At 58.3% G+C, this 13,990-nt stretch carries 14 protein-coding genes; 7 read left to right on the top strand and 7 right to left on the bottom strand.

The genetic code is table 11. The annotated features are described in order from the left end of the window. The first annotated feature begins 122 nt into the window (after positions 1–122). The 4 genes from RYA97_RS25290 to pabB all read left to right on the top strand — a co-directional run bounded on the left by RYA97_RS25290 (position 123) and on the right by pabB (position 4,610). Positions 123–674 (top strand): ATP-dependent zinc protease, encoded by a 552-nt coding sequence (locus RYA97_RS25290; protein WP_004664760.1) that lies wholly within the window; start codon positions 123–125, stop codon positions 672–674. A 4-nt stretch (positions 675–678) separates the two neighbouring features. Beyond that, positions 679–2,214: an inactive transglutaminase family protein gene (locus tag RYA97_RS25285; protein WP_004659234.1), complete on the top strand. Its 1,536-nt coding sequence runs from the start codon at positions 679–681 to the stop codon at positions 2,212–2,214. Next, positions 2,214–3,191 carry an alpha-L-glutamate ligase-like protein gene (locus tag RYA97_RS25280; protein WP_161794680.1) on the top strand — a complete coding sequence of 326 codons (978 nt, stop codon included), beginning with the start codon at positions 2,214–2,216 and terminating at the stop codon, positions 3,189–3,191. Before RYA97_RS25285 ends, RYA97_RS25280 begins: the two co-directional genes overlap by 1 nt. A 75-nt stretch (positions 3,192–3,266) precedes the next feature. After that, positions 3,267–4,610 carry an aminodeoxychorismate synthase component I gene (gene pabB, locus RYA97_RS25275; protein WP_117140381.1) on the top strand — a complete coding sequence of 448 codons (1,344 nt, stop codon included), beginning with the start codon at positions 3,267–3,269 and terminating at the stop codon, positions 4,608–4,610. Between the two features lie 118 nt (positions 4,611–4,728). On the opposite strand, the gene thrH is transcribed toward pabB, so the two are convergent. Then, on the bottom strand, positions 4,729–5,346 hold the full coding sequence (thrH, locus tag RYA97_RS25270; protein WP_002553026.1) for a bifunctional phosphoserine phosphatase/homoserine phosphotransferase ThrH: 618 nt from the start codon (positions 5,344–5,346) through the stop codon (positions 4,729–4,731). Positions 5,347–5,485: 139 nt separating this feature from the next. On the opposite strand from thrH, the gene RYA97_RS25265 reads away from it, so the two are divergent. Then, positions 5,486–6,220: a phosphoadenylyl-sulfate reductase gene (locus RYA97_RS25265; protein WP_002553025.1), complete on the top strand. Its 735-nt coding sequence runs from the start codon at positions 5,486–5,488 to the stop codon at positions 6,218–6,220. A gap of 91 nt (positions 6,221–6,311) precedes the next feature. Here RYA97_RS25265 and cysB read toward each other — a convergent pair whose 3' ends face one another. The 4 genes from cysB to RYA97_RS25245 all read right to left on the bottom strand — a co-directional run bounded on the left by cysB (position 6,312) and on the right by RYA97_RS25245 (position 9,906). Beyond that, the gene (gene cysB, locus RYA97_RS25260; RefSeq protein ID WP_002553024.1) at positions 6,312–7,286 is read right to left on the bottom strand and encodes an HTH-type transcriptional regulator CysB; all 975 of its coding nucleotides are present in this window, start codon (positions 7,284–7,286) and stop codon (positions 6,312–6,314) included. A gap of 159 nt (positions 7,287–7,445) precedes the next feature. Beyond that, positions 7,446–7,934 carry a universal stress protein gene (locus RYA97_RS25255; RefSeq protein ID WP_005779877.1) on the bottom strand — a complete coding sequence of 163 codons (489 nt, stop codon included), beginning with the start codon at positions 7,932–7,934 and terminating at the stop codon, positions 7,446–7,448. 76 nt (positions 7,935–8,010) lie between these two features. Further along, a complete protein-coding gene (locus tag RYA97_RS25250) occupies positions 8,011–8,931 on the bottom strand; it encodes a 5'-nucleotidase (RefSeq protein WP_316886820.1) in 921 nt (306 codons plus the stop codon). A gap of 3 nt (positions 8,932–8,934) precedes the next feature. Continuing rightward, positions 8,935–9,906, bottom strand: coding sequence for a putative 2-dehydropantoate 2-reductase (locus RYA97_RS25245; protein WP_316893305.1), 972 nt, complete (start codon positions 9,904–9,906; stop codon positions 8,935–8,937). Positions 9,907–10,149: 243 nt separating this feature from the next. Here RYA97_RS25245 and RYA97_RS25240 point away from each other — a divergent pair, with 243 nt between their 5' ends. Beyond that, the gene (locus tag RYA97_RS25240) at positions 10,150–11,226 is read left to right on the top strand and encodes a 3-deoxy-7-phosphoheptulonate synthase (protein ID WP_005746092.1); all 1,077 of its coding nucleotides are present in this window, start codon (positions 10,150–10,152) and stop codon (positions 11,224–11,226) included. Between the two features lie 85 nt (positions 11,227–11,311). On the opposite strand, the gene RYA97_RS25235 is transcribed toward RYA97_RS25240, so the two are convergent. Then, positions 11,312–11,599 carry a GNAT family N-acetyltransferase gene (locus RYA97_RS25235; protein WP_002553019.1) on the bottom strand — a complete coding sequence of 96 codons (288 nt, stop codon included), beginning with the start codon at positions 11,597–11,599 and terminating at the stop codon, positions 11,312–11,314. A gap of 472 nt (positions 11,600–12,071) precedes the next feature. Between RYA97_RS25235 and oprI the strand changes: the two genes are divergently transcribed. Beyond that, positions 12,072–12,323, top strand: coding sequence for an outer membrane lipoprotei OprI (gene oprI / locus RYA97_RS25230; protein ID WP_002553018.1), 252 nt, complete (start codon positions 12,072–12,074; stop codon positions 12,321–12,323). A gap of 604 nt (positions 12,324–12,927) precedes the next feature. Here the strand turns inward: oprI and RYA97_RS25225 are convergent. After that, complete coding sequence (locus RYA97_RS25225) at positions 12,928–13,893, bottom strand: L,D-transpeptidase family protein (protein ID WP_002553017.1); 966 nt, start codon at positions 13,891–13,893, stop codon at positions 12,928–12,930. Positions 13,894–13,990: the final 97 nt, after the last annotated feature.

Raw genomic sequence — 13,990 nt, 5'->3', positions numbered from 1 at the left:
GCCGCGTCCGCACAGCACGCTCCGCACCGAAGCGGCGACTGCGAACTGCCCGCCCTATCACCCTCAGGTCAACTCTATTTGCGCCCTGACCCTGAAGTTGTTCGCTCATCGCGCCAGGATTTATGAGACTGACTAGACTGCCCACACTGCTCTGCCTGCTGTTCTTTTCCGGCCTGCTGCTGCCCAGCGTCAGCCTGGCCGCCAACAAGACAGTCTATGGCCTCAACGAATACGCCAGCCTCATTGAAATCGACGTCGAGATTGCCGCCAAACTGGATACGGGGGCCAAGACCGCTTCACTGAGCGCCCGCGATATCAAGCATTTCAAACGCAATGGCGAAAGCTGGGTGCGTTTCTATATAGCCAGCGACAGCAAGCATATACACCCCATAGAACGGCCTCTGGCCCGGGTCAGCAAGATCAAGCGTCGCGCCGACGACGTTGACCCGAATGAAGAAAACAAATACTCGTCACGTCCGGTGATCAACCTCGATATCTGTATGGGTGAAGCTTTACGCAACATCGAAGTGAACTTGACTGACCGAAGTGCTTTCCAATATCCGCTTTTGATCGGCTCCGAAGCGTTGAAACGCTTCGATGCGCTGGTCGATCCAAGTCTTAAATATGCGGCAGGGAAGCCCGTCTGCGCTTCCGTCGCTCAAAACGCAGAGTAAACCCATGCGCTCTCTTACACTCCATCTGAAGATCCTGATCACTGCCCTTGTAACCCTGGGCATCGCGATCACGGCCTATCAGATACTGGCGCTCGGCATACCCGTCACCGAAGACGAAACCGATGACCTGTGGAACATCGACGCCAAAGTCGAATTCATCGCCAATCCAAAGGATTCGGTGAAGGTCCAGATGTTCGTGCCGCCACTGGCCCACGACTACATCAGCCTCAATGAAAGCTTCATCTCGAACAATTACGGCGTCAGCGTCAACCGCGCTGACGGCAACCGCAAGGTCACCTGGTCTGCCCGTCGTGCCACCGGCAACCAGACGCTTTATTACCGCCTGGTACTGACCAAGCGCTACAGCGGTGAGAAACCCAAGGTCAAAGGGCCGATCTTTCGCGACAGCATGACCGTCGAAGGCCCCGAAAAAATTGCGGCCGAGGCACTGCTGGCCCCGATTCGCCAGCACTCTGCGGACGTGGAAACCTTCATTACCGAAGCCATCAAACGCGTCAACAACCTGAATGACGACAACGTCAAACTTCTGCTGGCGGGCGATACCTCAGCCTCCAACAAGGCCCGGATTACCGAGTTGCTGCTGTCGATTGCCCACGTACCACTGGAAAAGGCCCACACCATTCGCCTGGATGCCGAGCAGCAGACGCCGGAACTCTGGTTGCGCAGCTTCAATGGCAAGGAATGGCTGTACTTCAACCCGGACACTGGTGAAGCCGGTCTGCCGGATGATCGCCTGTTGTGGTGGACCGGTGAAGACGCCCTGGTCAGTGTCGAAGGGGGCAAGAAAGTGCAAGTCACGTTCAGCCTCAATAACAGTGAAATGAACGCCATGCGTCTCGCCAAACTGACCGACGCCAGCACAGACTCCGACTTCCTTGCCTATTCTCTCTACGGGCTGCCACTGCAAACCCAGCAGACCTTCATGGTCATGGTCATGATCCCGATTGGCGTACTGGTCATCCTGATCCTGCGCAACCTGATCGGCCTGCAGACACTGGGCACTTTCACGCCCGTGCTGATTGCCCTGGCGTTCCGCGAAACCCAACTGGGTTTCGGCATTATTCTGTTTACGGTGATCACCGCTCTGGGCTTGTCATTGCGCTCGTACCTGGAGCACCTGAAGTTGCAAATGCTGCCGCGCCTGTCGGTTGTACTGACCTTCGTTGTGGTGCTGATTGCGGCCATCAGCCTGTTCAGCCACAAGCTGGGGCTCGAACGCGGGCTTTCGGTAGCGCTGTTCCCGATGGTGATCCTGACCATGACCATTGAACGCCTGTCGATTACCTGGGAAGAGCGCGGCGGCAGCCACGCCATGAAAGTCGCGATCGGCACGCTGTTCGCGGCATCCTTGGCACACCTGATCATGAGCGTGCCGGAACTGACCTATTTCGTTTTCACCTTCCCGGCAGTGTTATTGATACTGGTCGGCTTCATGCTGGCGATGGGCAGATACCGTGGCTATCGCCTGACCGAACTGGTGCGCTTCAAGGCTTTTCTGAAAGAGGAAAAGACTAAATGATCGGCTGGTGGAAGACCTGGAAGGCGCTTGAGGCCCGCGGCATCATGGGCATCAATCGGCGTAACGCAGACTATGTACTCAAGTACAACAAGCGCAGCCTTTATCCGGTCGTCGATGACAAGATCATCACCAAGGAGCGGGCCATCGCGGCAGGCATTCACGTGCCGGAAATGTACGGAGTGATTTCCACGGAAAAGGAAATCGACCGGCTTGACGATATCATCGGCGCACACAGCGACTTCGTCATCAAGCCCGCCCAGGGCGCAGGCGGCGACGGCATCCTGGTCATCGCCGACCGTTTCGAGGAGCGTTTTCGCACCGTCTCGGGACGCATCATCAGCCACGCGGAAATCGAGCATCAGGTGTCCAGCATTCTCACTGGCCTTTATTCACTGGGCGGCCACCGTGACCGGGCGCTGATCGAATACCGGGTTGTTCCGGACCCGATCTTCAAAAGCATCAGTTATGAGGGCGTGCCGGACATCCGCGTCATCGTGCTGATGGGCTATCCGGTGATGGCCATGCTACGCCTCCCGACCCGCCAGTCAGGCGGCAAGGCCAACCTGCATCAGGGCGCGATTGGCGTCGGTGTGGACCTGGCCACCGGCGTCACCCTGCAAGGCACCTGGCTGAACAACATCATCAGCAAGCACCCGGACACCACCCATTCGGTAGACGGCGTGCAACTGCCCAACTGGGACGGTTTCATGAAGCTTGCCGCCGAGTGTTACGAGCTGTGTGGTCTGGGCTACATCGGTGTCGATATGGTGCTGGACCAGGACAAGGGCCCGCTGATTCTGGAACTCAATGCCCGTCCCGGCCTGAACATTCAGATCGCCAATGACAGTGGCCTGACCCACCGCACCCAGGCCGTCGAGGCGCGTCTGGAACAACTGGCTCTCGAAGGACGCCAGGAATCTGCGCAGGAGCGGGTCAGCTTTGTCCAGGAACTGTTCGGCCACGTGCCCGGCATCTGAACGGACATACCGCTAGGACTGCCGCATCGGCAAGGCTACAATCGCCAGCCGCGTTTCCAAGACCGATATTCGACGATGCCGATCTGCTCGATACACCCCCTGCCCTACAGCGCCGACCCGATCGCGTTCTTTGCGCGAATCCGCGAAGCGCCGGGCGCGGTGCTGCTCGACAGCGGCAGGCCGACCGCCGAGCGCGGCCGATATGACCTGCTCAGTGCATGGCCGCTGCAGGAACTGACCGTTGTCGATGACGAGAATGGGGCCGCCTATCTCCAGCGGTTGCGCGACAGTCTCAAGGCGCTCGGCACTGCGCAATTGCCTGAAGGGTGCAAACTGCCCTTCGCTGGCGGCCTGATCGGTTATCTGGGTTACGAGTTCGGTCGACGCCTGGAACCGCTGCCGGATCAAGCCGTCGACGACCTGCAACTGCCCGAAGCGCGCCTGGGGCTCTACGCCTGGGCGCTGATCAGTGATCATCAGGAGCAGACCAGTCAGCTGATTTTTCACCCTTCCCTGCACGCAAGCGAGCGCAAACGGCTGACTGATCTGTTCTCTGTCTATATCCCTGAGCCGCACACGGAGTTCCGCCTCAGCCAGCCGTTTCAGGCCAGCATCAGCGCGGATCACTATCGACAGGCTTTCGAACGTATTCAGGCCTACATCCAGGCGGGTGACTGTTATCAGGTCAACTTCGCGCAACGCTTTCAGGCGCAGTGTACGGGCGACCCGTGGGCCGCTTATTGTGCACTGCGAGCGGCTTGCCCGACGCCGTTCGCCGGTTACCTGAGCCTGCCGGGGCACGATGCAATCCTGAGCCTTTCTCCGGAACGCTTCGTGCGGGTCAGCGCCAGACAGGTCGAAACCCGCCCCATCAAAGGCACGCGGCCGCGCAGCCCGGACGCCACAGAGGATGCCGCGTTCGCCAACGAGCTGTTGGCCAGCGAGAAGGACCGCGCTGAAAACCTGATGATTGTCGACCTGCTGCGCAATGACCTGGGCCGCAGCTGTAAAATCGGTTCGGTAAAGGTCCCTGAGCTGTTCAGCCTGGAAAGCTACCCCAATGTGCATCATCTGGTGAGCAGCGTGACCGGGGAGCTGGCCGCTGGCAACGATGCACTGGACCTGATTGCGGGCAGCTTCCCTGGCGGCTCCATAACCGGCGCGCCGAAGATCCGCGCCATGCAGATCATTGACGAACTGGAACCGACCCGACGCAGCCTGTATTGCGGCTCGTTGATGTACCTGGACGTACGCGGCGAAATGGACAGTTCAATCGCCATCCGCAGCCTGCTGGTCAAGGATGGGCGCATTTCCTGTTGGGGCGGCGGCGGCATTGTGGCGGACTCGAGCTGCGAGGCTGAATATCAGGAAACCTTCACCAAGGTCCGCGTGCTGCTGGAAACGCTTGAGGCGCTCTGAGAGGCTGCGCGATACGCCTACCTCGCTCCGACTATGGTGCCAATGCTCCGCGTTGGCATGCCTTTCTGGACGCTCCGCGTCCGATCTTGCGCAGGAACCAGAAGTGTAAGCCCTGCGTCTAGAGCGCCAGATCCCGATTCGACGCCTTGATGAACTCTTTTTTCAGCTCATCAAAGGTATGCACCGCCGGAAACTGCGGAAACTCGCGGATCACGTTGTCGGGGGCATGGAACAGGATACCGGCATCGGCCTCGCCCAGCATGGTGGTGTCGTTGTAGGAGTCGCCCGCCGCAATGATCCGGTAGTACAGGCTTTTGAACGCCAGTACCGACTGACGCTTGGGATCTTTCTGACGCAATTGGTAACTGACGACACGGCCGGTTTCATCGGTGATCAGGCGATGACATAGCAGGGTCGGAAACCCCAATTGGCGCATCAGCGGCTGCGAGAACTCGTAAAAGGTGTCGGACAGAATCACTACTTGAAAACGCTCGCGCAACCAGTTGACGAACTCCACTGCACCTTCCAGCGGCTTGAGGGTGGCGATCACTTCCTGAATGTCCGACAGTTTCAGACCGTGCTCATCGAGAATACGCAGGCGCTGATTCATCAGGACGTCGTAGTCGGGAATGTCCCGAGTGGTTGCGCGCAGTGATTCGATACCGGTTTTTTCGGCAAAGGCGATCCATATTTCCGGGACAAGCACACCTTCCAGGTCCAGACAGGCAATTTCCACAGCGCACTCCTCAAGGCTTTGACTATCAACGCAGGCAGCACTCTAGCCTCTGGTAACGGCCACTGAACAGCGGATTTTGTTACCATTGCCGCCATCACGAGCGCTTAAGCGCCACTCTTGCATTTTAGGAAGCCGCCTGATGAGCCAACCTTTCGACGTCGCTGAACTGGCGACGACCTATGCGAACAAGTCTGCACAAGACATTCTGAAACTGGCCTTCGAACACTTCGGTGATGAACTATGGATCTCCTTCAGCGGCGCCGAAGACGTCGTGCTGGTAGACATGGCCTGGAAACTGAACAAAAACGTCAAGGTCTTCAGTCTCGACACCGGGCGCCTGCACCCGGAAACCTATCGCTTCATTGAACAGGTCCGTGACCACTACAAGATCGAGATCGAAATCATCTCGCCGGACCAGAGCAAGCTCGAACCCTTCGTCAAGGAAAAAGGCCTGTTCAGCTTTTACCGGGATGGTCATGGCGAATGCTGCGGCGTCCGCAAGATCGAACCGCTGCGCCGCAAACTGTCTGGCGTCACAGCCTGGGCCACCGGCCAGCGCCGCGACCAGAGCCCTGGCACACGCAGCGCCGTTGCCGCGCTGGAAATCGACAGCGCGTTCTCGACCGCCGAACGCACGCTGTACAAATTCAACCCGTTGGCGCAGATGAGCAGCGAAGAAATCTGGGGCTACATCCGCATGCTGGAACTGCCCTACAACAGCCTGCACGAGCGTGGTTTCATCAGCATCGGCTGCGAACCCTGCACCCGCCCGGTATTGCCGAACCAGCACGAACGCGAAGGTCGCTGGTGGTGGGAAGAAGCCACACAGAAGGAATGCGGGCTGCATGCAGGCAACCTGATAGCGCGCAACTGACGTTGCGAGCGGCAAGCCTCAAGCTGCGAGCCTCAAGTCAGAGCGCGTAAGGATCTGGCTCCGGCTTGTAGCCAAAAGCTTGCCGCTGCTACTAGTGCACCGGAAGTTCGACGTTGGCAAACAGCTCTTCCATTTCCTGTTTGTTGTGGCACTGAATCGCCTTGGCCATGACTTCGCGGGTCAGGTGCGGGGCGAACTTTTCGATGAAATCGCACATAAAGCCACGCAGGAAGGTGCCACGACGGAAAGCGATCTTGGTCACGCTGGACTCGAACAGGTCGCTGGCGTCCAGTACCACCAGATCGCTGTCGACTTCTTCGTCGACCGCCATCCTTGCAACAATGCCCACGCCCAGATTCAGTCTGACGTAGGTCTTGATCACGTCAGCATCCGCAGCCGTAAACACGACCTTGGGCACCAGTCCCCGATGACTGAACGCTTCATCGAGCTTGGAGCGGCCGGTAAAACCGAATACGTAAGTCACAATCGGGTACTCGGCCAGCAGCTCCAGGGTGAGCTTGGGCACCTTGGTCAACGGGTGGCCCTGTGGCACAACGACGCAACGGTTCCAGCGGTAGCACGGCATCATTACCAGATCGCTGAACTGCTCAAGCGCTTCGGTGGCAATAGCGAAATCGACCGTCCCGTCAGCGGCCATTTCGGCGATCTGCATTGGCGAGCCCTGATGCATGTGCAGGGCCACGTCAGGGTACTGCTTGATAAAATTACTGATAACCGACGGCAACGCATAACGCGCTTGGGTGTGAGTGGTTGCGATCGACAGTGTGCCCTTCTTCTCGTTGGAGAACTCCTGAGCAATCTGCTTGATGCTTTCGACCTTGCGCAGAATCTCGCCTGCGGTGGTGATGATCCGCTCGCCTGCGGGTGTCACGCGCGTCAGGTGCTTGCCGCTACGGGCGAAAACCTCGACGCCCAGCTCGTCTTCAAGCAGACGAATCTGCTTGCTGATGCCTGGCTGGGAGGTGTAAAGGCTCTGGGCCGTCGCAGAAACGTTGAGGTCGTGGTGCGCCACTTCCCAAATGTAGCGCAGTTGTTGGAGCTTCATATGTATCCCTCAAAGCAGATAAACCCTATGGGTATCAGCGACGGTATATAACTGGATTAATGGTGAGGCGAATAATTCTAGAACTTTTTATCACCTTTGTAAGGTGATCGCACGCTCGATTTCACTAAAACCACCAATTGAACCTTCCTTTCCCTACCCTCACTCCTTTTTCAACATCATCGGAACCATGTAGACCGGCACATCGGAAAATTGCAGGACCCTGGCAGCCGTTCGGCCTATCGATGTGCCCTCTTCTATCCTGCGGCTGTGACTGCCCACCACCAGTAAATCCACCTTCAGCTTGTGCGCCTGCTCGATAATCACACTGGCAGGTTCTCCCTGAACGACACGTATCGTACGGATCAGGGAGAGGTCCGCGTGGCCGTCCCCCAGCTCCTCACGAAACCCGTCGAGCACTCGCTGCTCTATGGCGTCCAGAAACGTATTGACCCCCTTGCCACGAAGTTCTTTCAACGCCTCCTCGCCGAGATGACTCTGCAGTACCGACTCGGCGAACAGGCCCATCGGCTCAACGACATGGATTACATACAGCCCTGCGTTGAACGTTCGAGCCAGCGCCAGCGCGTGCTGCGTTACATAAGGCGCGTACAGACCAAGGTCTGTGGCATACAGCATCGAACGAACCATACAACCTCCCGAACAACCGGAATGGCGGAGATTGACTCAGCGTAGCAGCGCATCATCGGCTGCGACGACGGACTTCTCAGCTGCCGTCGGCAAGCGGCGTTAATTCATTGCTGATGCCATGCGGAACATGTCCGGTTGCCACCACTTCACGCGCCTTTTCGCAGTGACCGGGCTGATCGTCGAAAAACACATCGGCGGCAAATGCTTCAAGAAAAGCCGACTTCTGCAAGCCGCCGAGAAACAACGACTCGTCGAGACGAATATCCCATTCGCGCAAGGTGCGGATCACCCGTTCATGTGCGGGTGCAGAGCGGGCCGTGACCAGCGCGGTACGAATCGGGCAGCTCGCGTCGGGAAACTCGCGCTGCAATTGGTAGAGCGCGGCGAGAAACGGCTTGAAGGGGCCGCCACGCAACGGCTCGCGCGCCGACTCACGCTCGCTGGCCTGAAAGGCAGCCAGGCCGCCGCTCTGGTAAACCCGCTCCGATTCGTCGGAAAACAACACGGCGTCACCGTCGAACGCGATACGCAGCTCGGCGCTGGCTGCACGTCGTGCACCGCCTGAAAGGATGGTCGCCGCAGCAAAACCGGCATCCAGTGCGCTGCGCACATCCTCGGCGTGGGTCGACAAAAACAGATGGCAGCCAAACGCCGCCAGATAAGGATAAGGACTGCGTCCGCCTGCAAAGGCAGCACGACTGATGTCCAGGCCGTAATGCTGGATCGAGTTGAAGACCCGCAAGCCGGTATCGGCGCTGTTGCGCGACACCAGCACCACTTCCACGCGCGCCTTGTCCAGGCTGGAATTGAGGCTCAGAAGTTTTTCAACCAATGGGAAAGCGTCGCCCTGTTCGAGAATCTCATCCTCGTGCTCAATCTGATACTTGCGGTAGGCTTCCACGCCGTCGGCCATATACACCTCGTGGCTGTCGCGAAGATCGAACAGCGCCCGCGATGAAATCGCCAGGACCAGCTTATGGCCATCAGCCTCTTTCATGAATCATTCCTCGTTTGCCGAGCGGTTGGCACGGTCAATAAATGCCAGTGCCTGATAAAGCGCCCGCACGCGGGGCATGTCAAACCCTGCGGCAAGCGCGGCTGCGAGGGGCCGGGCGTAAATGGCTTCAAGCTCCAGTGGCCGCTTCTCGACCAGGTCGTGATACATGCTGGGCCTGTAGTCCGGCATGCTCTGGGTCACGGTAAACAGATGCTGCGCGAACCCCGGCGGCAAGGCATGACCACAGGCCTGGGCACCCTGCACCACTTCATCCATCAGCGCCTGGATCAATGCCTGACTGTCAGGGTCGGTCATCAATTGGCTGGTACTGGTATGCAACAAAGCCGACAGACCGTTGTAGGGCACATTCCAGACCAGCTTCTGCCAGCGGGCCTGCTGCAGATTAGCCATGACAGGGGCGTCGATGCCGGCCGTCTTGAACAGCTCCGAGCAGGCTTCGACGACCGCCATGCGGCTCGCTTCGTCGCCTGCCGGGCCGCTGTGATAGCCGATACTGACCGCGCCGAAGGCTTCATGAGCGACGACGCCGGGCGCAACCCGGTTGACGCAGACGAAACATAGCCCGCCCAATATATGCAGGCTGTCGGGCAGCACGCTGCGCAACTGATCTTCGACGGCCAGACCGTTCTGCAGCAGCAACACTTTGGCGTCCGGCGCAGCAGCCTGGCTGATGATCGGACCCAGCGCGGCGTTGCCGGTGCTCTTGGTGCCAACCAGCAACCAGTCGCAAGGCGGCATGTCAGCCGCCGAGCGATAGGCTTGAACGGGCTTGAGATGCAAGTCGCCATGCACGGCACTACTGACCTGCAATCCCTCGCGCGCCACCGCCTCAAACTCGCTGCGCAGCAGAAAATGCACGTCGTATCCGGCACGCGCCAGCATCAGCCCGTAAAAGCCGCCAATGGCACCGGTACCTATAACGCCGACACGCGGACGACGGGAATCAACACTCATGACCTCTCCCTTGGCTGTCAGGTTACTTCTGGCCATACACTATCCGTCGCAGCGGATTGTCTTGCAATACAGCAGCGCGGCCCGGCGGGCAGTTACCCGTAACCTGCCCGATACCTCGTTTACTTATTGTCGAACAGCGCGATAACGCGCTAAGGTTCGGCTCCCCGCTGCGCTCAAACCTGCTGGGCACCGCCGCACGGGGTACCGTTGGCGGCCAGTACCCGCGACCTGATGAGTAACACGATGGCTGATTTACCGATTGACGACCTTAACGTTGCCTCCAACGAGACTCTGATCACCCCGGATCAGCTCAAGCGCGACATCCCTCTGACCGACGCCGCCCTGCACACCGTCAGCCAGGGCCGCGAGGTGATTCGCAACATCCTCGATGGCAATGATCACCGCCTGTTCATCGTGATCGGCCCCTGCTCGATCCACGACCTGAAGGCAGCCAAGGAATACGCCGAGCGCCTCAAGGCATTGGCGGCAGAAGTGTCCGACACGCTGTATCTGGTCATGCGCGTCTATTTCGAGAAGCCACGTACTACCGTGGGCTGGAAAGGCCTGATCAACGACCCGTACCTGGATGACTCGTTCAAGATCCAGGATGGCCTGCACATCGGTCGCCAGTTGCTGCTGGACCTGGCTGAAATGGGCTTGCCAACCGCCACCGAAGCACTGGACCCGATCTCCCCGCAATATCTGCAGGACCTGATCAGCTGGTCGGCCATTGGCGCGCGTACCACCGAATCCCAGACTCACCGCGAGATGGCTTCCGGCCTGTCGTCGGCAGTCGGCTTCAAGAACGGCACCGACGGCGGTCTGACCGTTGCCATCAACGCCTTGCAATCGGTCTCGAGCCCGCACCGCTTCCTCGGTATCAATCAGGAAGGTGGCGTATCGATCGTGACCACCAAGGGCAATGCCTACGGCCATGTCGTACTGCGCGGCGGCAATGGCAAACCCAACTATGATTCGGTCAGCGTCGCGCTGTGCGAACAGGCCCTTAACAAGTCCGGCATTCGCCCGAACATCATGGTCGACTGCAGCCACGCCAACTCCAACAAGGACCCGGCCCTGCAGCCGCTGGTGATGGAAAACGTCGCCAACCAGATTCTGGAAGGCAACGAATCGATCATTGGCCTGATGGTCGAGAGTCACTTGAACTGGGGCTGTCAGGCGATTCCGAAGGACCTGTCGGAATTGCAGTACGGCGTATCCATTACCGATGCCTGCATCGATTGGGAAAGCACTGAAAAAACCCTGCGCAGCATGCACGCGAAACTCAAGACTGTACTGCCCGCTCGCAAGCGCAAGTAACTGCCTGACTGATTAACCTGCAATAACGAAAACGCCGAGCATATGCTCGGCGTTTTTCATGCTGACGGTTAGTAAGCTCGATGTATCAGAGCTTGGCCGCCTGGGACTGCAGGTCATGCAGTTCCATGTATCGCTCGACGTAAGAGCAGGACGGTATGACGGAGTAGCCCATGCTGCCTGCATAGTCCAGGGCCTCCTTGGTCAGGGCGGCGGCTATACCACGTCCACGCAAGGCATCGGGCACAAAGGTCCGGTAGAAATCCAGCGTCTGCTTGCCGAGATCCATGTACGTCAGGTAGGCACGGTGGCCGTCGATAATGATTTCGAAATGGTGGCCGACTTCGTCATGGTGGATGGACAACGCCTCGCTCATCGCTACTCCTCGCGGGTCTTGGAATTTGACCCCTACCTTACCGGTCTTTTTCAGGCGAAGGAACATCTACGCCGCCCAGTGCCTGTTTTCGACACCGGTAAGAGCATTGCCGATCTCGACGCACATCACACTGAGATAGTAGGCACCATTACCGGATATGCTCAAGCGCAGTCGGATTAAAAACGCCTGGAAATGCTCCCGCACCGACCGACAGTCAAACATCTAAGGTTTTTGCAGATGTTCAAACGCGTTCTGCGGAACCGCCGATATGGAAAGGGGTCCAGTGAAAGTGGATAGTTTTTGTACAGAACGCTTGAGAAGTAACGCGGAACACTTTCAAAGCAGGGAATTTTAGCAGCTTCTTGCGCTGGGTCCGTTTACTTACTACAAACAATGGGTACTATGTACGCCGGTCGTTTTCTCATTTTCGAGAGATGACTAATTTGAACAAAATTCCTTGAAGGTGAACACGATGAACAACGTTCTGAAATTCTCTGCTCTGGCTCTGGCCGCAGTTCTGGCTACCGGTTGCAGCAGCGTATCCAAAGAAACCGAAGCTCGTCTGACAGCTACCGAAGACGCAGCAGCTCGTTCGCAAGCACGTGCCGACGAAGCCTACCGCAAGGCTGACGAAGCTCTGGCTGCTGCTCAAAAAGCTCAGCAAACTGCTGACGAAGCCAACGAGCGCGCTCTGCGCATGCTGGACAAAGCTAGCCGCAAGTAATAATCCCCCGGGATTATTGAAAGCCGATCCGGCAACGGGTCGGCTTTTTTTATGCCTGTTATCTGGCTGGGTGACTTTGTTATCCCAGACGCCGCTCGTTCCTCACGCTCCGCGTGGGAATGCAGTTCGTGACGCTCTGCGTCACACGGCGGTTCCGAGACATCAGTGATATATGTTTCTAGCTCAGGTCACCTTTGCGCCCTTACGGCGCCCTACTTTGAGGGACCAAAGTAGGCAAAGTCCTCGCTCCTGTTTCCGGCCCGACTTCGTCGGGTTCCTTCGCCCTGTCACTGATCCGGGGGTCGCCGCAACGGGCCATCCATGGCCCGGTGCGGCTAGCCTGGCGTCCTGCCAGGCTACCCCCGGATCAGCGCCAGGACTCAGCCGTCACTAAGGTCGCACTCTGCGTCGTCAGTGCCATCGCGGTTGAAAAGCACTGCTCTGGCAGCGGCTGCGCGTAAGGCGTGGATGTTGTGCGGCAGCACAGATGTGACGCGGAGCGTCACGAGTTGCGTGTCTACGCGGAGCGTAGGCACGATGGTCATTCGCCTGATTTCGCAGAACCGTTGTGTAAGGCATAGCATTGGCGCGCGAACAGGTTGGACTACTGAAAAATCACAGGCTCTTCAGCACTCGCAGGCGCTTTGCCCGGTTCTGCGATTTCCACCGGCATGCCGTCTTCGGCCGCAACTACATCGCGTACTACGTCCCAGTTCATGCGCAGGTTGTTGGCCAGGTCGTCACGTTTGAGCAGCGCATTGATGACCGCAGTGTGCTTGTCGACAACCGACGGGTTGCCCAGATCATCTACCGGTGTGTGTGCTTCAAGGTAAACCTTGCCGCCACTGATGCCAAATTTGTAGGGCTCGCTGATGATTCGCACGGTCGTACCGACCGGAGCCATGTCGGCCAGTTCCAGCACATTATTGTTGTACATGCGGAAACAGCCATGACTGGTGCGCATGCCAATACCGAACTTCTTGTTCGAACCGTGGATCAGGTAGCCGGAAAGCCCAAGACCGAATTTGAACGGCCCCAGCGGGTTATCCGGACCGGCAGGCACTACGTCAGGCAGCGGATCACCGTCGGCAGCATGCTCGGCCTTGATCGAGGCAGGTGGCGTCCAGGTCGGGTTTGGCGTCTTGGCCGTTACCTTGGTCACCCCGATGGGCGAACCCCAGCCTTCACGACCGACACCCAGCGGATAGGTGTGCACGACATTCTGCCCTTTGGGGTAGTAATACATGCGGTATTCGGCAAGGTTGATGACAATCCCTTCGCGCGGGCCCGGCGGCAGAATGAAGCGGGTCGGCAGCACGATGTCCTTGCCTGCACCCGGCAACCAGGGGTCAACACCAGGATTGGCCGCGATCATTTCCAGATAACCCAGATCGTATTTTGTGCCCAGATCGGCAAAGGTGTCCTCGTATTTGGCCTTGATGACCTGCACCTGGCCCACGATGTCCTCGCCGGGCGGCGGCAACGGAAATTCCAGAGCATGGACAGAGCTCGCCGCGCACAGAGCAGCAAGCGACAGACAGCGGGTAACGGCTGGTATGCGCGACAACATCCGGGAAGATCCTTCGGGTAACGACTAAAGAGATGGAAACAGGACCTGAAGTGTACACCGGCCCTTGCAGGATCGGGGATATCTGCGGTTGGCCTTC

The organism is Pseudomonas syringae group sp. 26L6, assembly GCF_032587815.1.
Classification (GTDB): domain Bacteria; phylum Pseudomonadota; class Gammaproteobacteria; order Pseudomonadales; family Pseudomonadaceae; genus Aquipseudomonas; species Aquipseudomonas amygdali.
Note: the sequence above shows the minus strand (reverse complement) of the source record. Positions and strands in the feature narration are given on the sequence as shown.

What these genes read in the sequence shown, in the direction of transcription:
- RYA97_RS25290 (WP_004664760.1), top strand. Translation starts at nt 123, where the DNA reads ATGAGACTGACTAGACTGCCCACACTGCTCTGCCTGCTGTTCTTTTCC.
- RYA97_RS25285 (WP_004659234.1), top strand. Translation starts at nt 679, where the DNA reads ATGCGCTCTCTTACACTCCATCTGAAGATCCTGATCACTGCCCTTGTA.
- pabB (WP_117140381.1), top strand. Translation starts at nt 3,267, where the DNA reads ATGCCGATCTGCTCGATACACCCCCTGCCCTACAGCGCCGACCCGATC.
- RYA97_RS25265 (WP_002553025.1), top strand. Translation starts at nt 5,486, where the DNA reads ATGAGCCAACCTTTCGACGTCGCTGAACTGGCGACGACCTATGCGAAC.
- cysB (WP_002553024.1), bottom strand. Translation starts at nt 7,286, where the DNA reads ATGAAGCTCCAACAACTGCGCTACATTTGGGAAGTGGCGCACCACGAC.
- RYA97_RS25255 (WP_005779877.1), bottom strand. Translation starts at nt 7,934, where the DNA reads ATGGTTCGTTCGATGCTGTATGCCACAGACCTTGGTCTGTACGCGCCT.
- RYA97_RS25250 (WP_316886820.1), bottom strand. Translation starts at nt 8,931, where the DNA reads ATGAAAGAGGCTGATGGCCATAAGCTGGTCCTGGCGATTTCATCGCGG.
- RYA97_RS25245 (WP_316893305.1), bottom strand. Translation starts at nt 9,906, where the DNA reads ATGAGTGTTGATTCCCGTCGTCCGCGTGTCGGCGTTATAGGTACCGGT.
- RYA97_RS25240 (WP_005746092.1), top strand. Translation starts at nt 10,150, where the DNA reads ATGGCTGATTTACCGATTGACGACCTTAACGTTGCCTCCAACGAGACT.
- RYA97_RS25235 (WP_002553019.1), bottom strand. Translation starts at nt 11,599, where the DNA reads ATGAGCGAGGCGTTGTCCATCCACCATGACGAAGTCGGCCACCATTTC.
- oprI (WP_002553018.1), top strand. Translation starts at nt 12,072, where the DNA reads ATGAACAACGTTCTGAAATTCTCTGCTCTGGCTCTGGCCGCAGTTCTG.
- RYA97_RS25225 (WP_002553017.1), bottom strand. Translation starts at nt 13,893, where the DNA reads ATGTTGTCGCGCATACCAGCCGTTACCCGCTGTCTGTCGCTTGCTGCT.